The sequence below is a fragment of the Oleiphilus sp. HI0132 genome, from assembly GCF_001635845.1.
Map to the genome: position 1 here is coordinate 1 of NZ_LWGJ01001473.1, position 3,369 is coordinate 3,369.

Genomic DNA, 3,369 nt, shown 5'->3' on the forward strand with positions numbered 1-3,369 from the left:
TAGCATACGGAGCAATTATGTGACGCGAGTCTTATTCCTTCCACTTAGCCCATGGGTCAGCAGCACCTGAAGAAGGCTTACTCGGCTTCTTAGCGCCTGATTCTTCGTTGTCGCTATTAGGCTTATCTCTTGTCTTTTCAGATCCAGATTTAGTGTAGGGCGAAGCGGTAAACTTCCTGTTTCTCGAAAAGCTATCACCACTACCTCGCCTTTCTGCAGCTTTTCGCTCTCGTTTTTCCCTAAGTTCCTCAGCATCTTCAAGGCTTAGTTCTGCCGGTTCACCAGGAGTTTGTCCGTCAGGAATAATACGGTCGCGAGGAGGCAATTCGAACTGCTCAGGGGAAGCCTTAGGGAGACTTTTAAACTGGTAAAGGTAAAATGCTTCAACTCTTTCACGAGCCCAATCCGTTTTCTTTAAAAACTTAACGCTGGACTCGATACTTGGATTTGTCTTGAAGCAATTCAGATTCAAATATGCGTGCAGGATTTGAAAGCCATAGAAATCAACGATTTCTGTCACAAGCGTCTTTAAACCCAGGCCATGCAAAGGGTTATTCTGGTAGTTAATTTCTTCAGTCATGAGGTGGTTGGGCTCCAAAAAGTAATTCGCAGCATTATACCTTAAAGAAGCAATAGAAGAGTTTGTTTTAAATAACTTTCGAACAAACCACTAAACTAACTCAATCTCTGAGTCGCAGAGATCGACTTCTTCCTCAAGCCCATATTGATTAATAAATTCCTTCACACGCTCAGTCGCATTCTTTCTGCTCATTTTGGGGCACAGGAATAAAGTTGGCTTATCACAGTAACGGTCCAGAAAACGATCAATAAAGCCTTCATCACAATCATCTGACAAAAACAGAATCCATGCAGAAATTCGGTCATAGAACTCATATCGACTTTCAACAAAGGTAGTAGGGTGATTAAAGTGGCGGACATCTACCCGGTATGAACTCAGCTCCTTTCTAATTAAAGCTGAATACATTTTTGAGTCAGAAAATATTCCTAGACTACGCTCACACAGATAGTTTGGCCCAAGATACCGGTCTTCTATACTGAGCTGATTACCCACGATTACTCTCGCGTTATCAGACTGCGCAACAAACATATCAAATAAGTCGATATGAGGATGCTCTTTGAGCTCCTGCTTTTGACTTTCCTCTACCAGCATTTGAGGCAAAGCTTTCACACCTTCCAGATAGAAAGCCTCATCCTTTTCAGTACTTACGTATACAGGCCTATCCGACGATTCAGGTTCCGATAGAGGTTTCCCTGCACGAGTCCGATAAAAAGATGTTTTAGTAGAGTGTGTTTTGACGCTTGACTGCGATAAACCTGAATACACATCCGAATACAAATTGTTCGGCTTTATGTCATATCCTTTTCTAGTGAAAGGTATTGAAGTGCTTCGTTTGGGAGCTTGCCTCTGAGCCCGGTATATTTCAGGGTCAATAAAGCGTAAATCTGGCTTTGGTTTCTTATGTAATTTTAGGCGTTTAAACACTGCGGCGAACCTCCCTATTCCCTGCATGAACTTGTCAATTCCCTTTTATCGGCAGTTCCAATACTGCCTGAAGCGCAGTTTATTCGAATTTTGAACCTAGTCACAATACAAAAACACGAGATAATCCAAATATGTGACACATTACTTCCATCATAAAACCAGATTTCACATTTGTTTGCAGAACCTTAGCTTACTTTTGCGTAATAATGACTAGGCTTTAGTTATGAACATCTATTAACCAATATAGTTTAACTTTAAAGTTTGCAGGCATTATCATGAATATTCACATGTTCGGCAGTAAAAGCATTAAGAGCAAGTCTGACCTTAAGAAAGTCAATATTCCAACGGGCTCATCAGCTCATGCGGAAGATATCTGGTCAACTGGTGAGCAAGATGCCCTGCATATTCCAATTCTAGGCTCTGAAGCGCATCAATCTCAAGACGACAATCACTCCAAACCTGAGCTTTTGAACCCTTTTGGCGTATATATTTCGGAAGAAGCAAAAAATGTAGATGTAATGCTATCTTCCATTTAGGAAAGCAAGCCTCCTTTACTAGAGGACGGTTCGATTCTCGATGATATATGCGCCGAAGCTGAACTATTACTTGAAGAGCTTCCGACTCTAGAACCAGAGAAAGCCCTTGAACCAGCAAGCGAGGAAACAGAGAGAACTGAGATCGTCCAAGAAGAAGCGCTAAGCGAAGAATTAATGCACGCACCAATTCCTACACCACTTGTTGAAGAATGCACCGAGAGAGTCGTCGGCGTATACGCATCATCAGAGCTCTATGTTAGAAGCTTATCTAAAGAGCTCGCTCTATATTGTGATGCAGAAATTCATTGTTTTGACTCCAGCATGAACGAAGCACAGCTTCAGGACGACACCCGCATCAATATGTGGATTGTGAATTTATCAGATGATGATGAAAGCGAATTGCTTGACTCAATTCTTGAAGAAAGCGCTGAACACCCTACCCTTTATCTGTCGGGAAGTTTATCAAAGCATTGTAAGAAACTAATCCAGGCTTTCTTGGAAGAGAATTAACACTTAAGACTTTTCTATGTTGACCTTACCGAGCTAGGTAATTAGCTAATCATGACCTGCCGGTAAACTTTGCAATCAAGCGAGCCAGCCAATTTCTGCAACTTCGGTTTGCCAGCTTTTCTGATTCTGCATTAAATTTTTTAACTTCATTAAAAACAATCTGCTGCATTTGAATTGCAGACAATGAAGCACTTCTATGCACCTCATTGCTATGAGCGTAGTCCGCAGACAGGCTGTGTTGTCTGTACATTAATTGCAGAGATTCTGAAGACGAATGTTCAGGCAATTCATTGCTGCCTACCGCTTTCGAGAACACTTCAGCATTATCGTTAAGACTTTCGGTAACACTGTCATCTGAAAGCTCACAGTTTTGTTCCGCTTTCCCAACAGTAGTTTTAGCTCTTTCAATCGTAGTTTCTGCGGCCTCTTCGATGAGTGCTTCATTAAGCAAAGCTAGCGCCCAGCTTTCATCCACCGGTTCTGGCTTCACTGATACCTGGCTCTCACCCGATCTATTGTTACTACTGATGTCTTGTTTCTTCATAATACGTCATCTATACAGTAAACCCTGCGTTGCGGAAAGGCTTTACGAAGCTGACCTGACACGTAAGCACATGAAAAATATATTAAATTTAAGAATGAAGATTATACACTTTTCATTCCATGACAAACATTTTGAATACTGGAAACCGTGAACTTATTGCAATTTTTTACACTCTAGAAAAGCAATACCTCACACTTCTCAAAAATATATAAGGGTTTTATGTATTCGATAGCGCAGTCTCTATAGAATAAAGAGTTGTTTTCTAACACTACGTG

The 3,369-nt window shown here is 41.2% G+C and carries 5 protein-coding genes; 2 read left to right on the forward strand and 3 right to left on the reverse strand.

The genetic code is table 11. The features are described from left to right. Positions 1-31: 31 nt before the first annotated feature. Positions 32-580: a VF530 family DNA-binding protein gene (locus A3766_RS22830; RefSeq protein WP_068507412.1), complete on the reverse strand. Its 549-nt coding sequence runs from the start codon at positions 578-580 to the stop codon at positions 32-34. A 90-nt stretch (positions 581-670) separates the two neighbouring features. After that, positions 671-1,504, reverse strand: coding sequence for a hypothetical protein (locus tag A3766_RS22835; RefSeq protein ID WP_068638289.1), 834 nt, complete (start codon positions 1,502-1,504; stop codon positions 671-673). A gap of 275 nt (positions 1,505-1,779) precedes the next feature. Between A3766_RS22835 and A3766_RS22840 the strand changes: the two genes are divergently transcribed. Beyond that, the gene (locus tag A3766_RS22840; RefSeq protein WP_068507768.1) at positions 1,780-2,040 is read left to right on the forward strand and encodes a hypothetical protein; all 261 of its coding nucleotides are present in this window, start codon (positions 1,780-1,782) and stop codon (positions 2,038-2,040) included. Positions 2,041-2,214: 174 nt separating this feature from the next. Next, complete coding sequence (locus tag A3766_RS22845) at positions 2,215-2,550, forward strand: hypothetical protein (RefSeq protein WP_068507770.1); 336 nt, start codon at positions 2,215-2,217, stop codon at positions 2,548-2,550. 49 nt (positions 2,551-2,599) lie between these two features. On the opposite strand, the gene A3766_RS22850 is transcribed toward A3766_RS22845, so the two are convergent. Continuing rightward, positions 2,600-3,094 (reverse strand): hypothetical protein, encoded by a 495-nt coding sequence (locus A3766_RS22850; RefSeq protein WP_068507772.1) that lies wholly within the window; start codon positions 3,092-3,094, stop codon positions 2,600-2,602. Between the last annotated feature and the right edge of the window lie 275 nt (positions 3,095-3,369).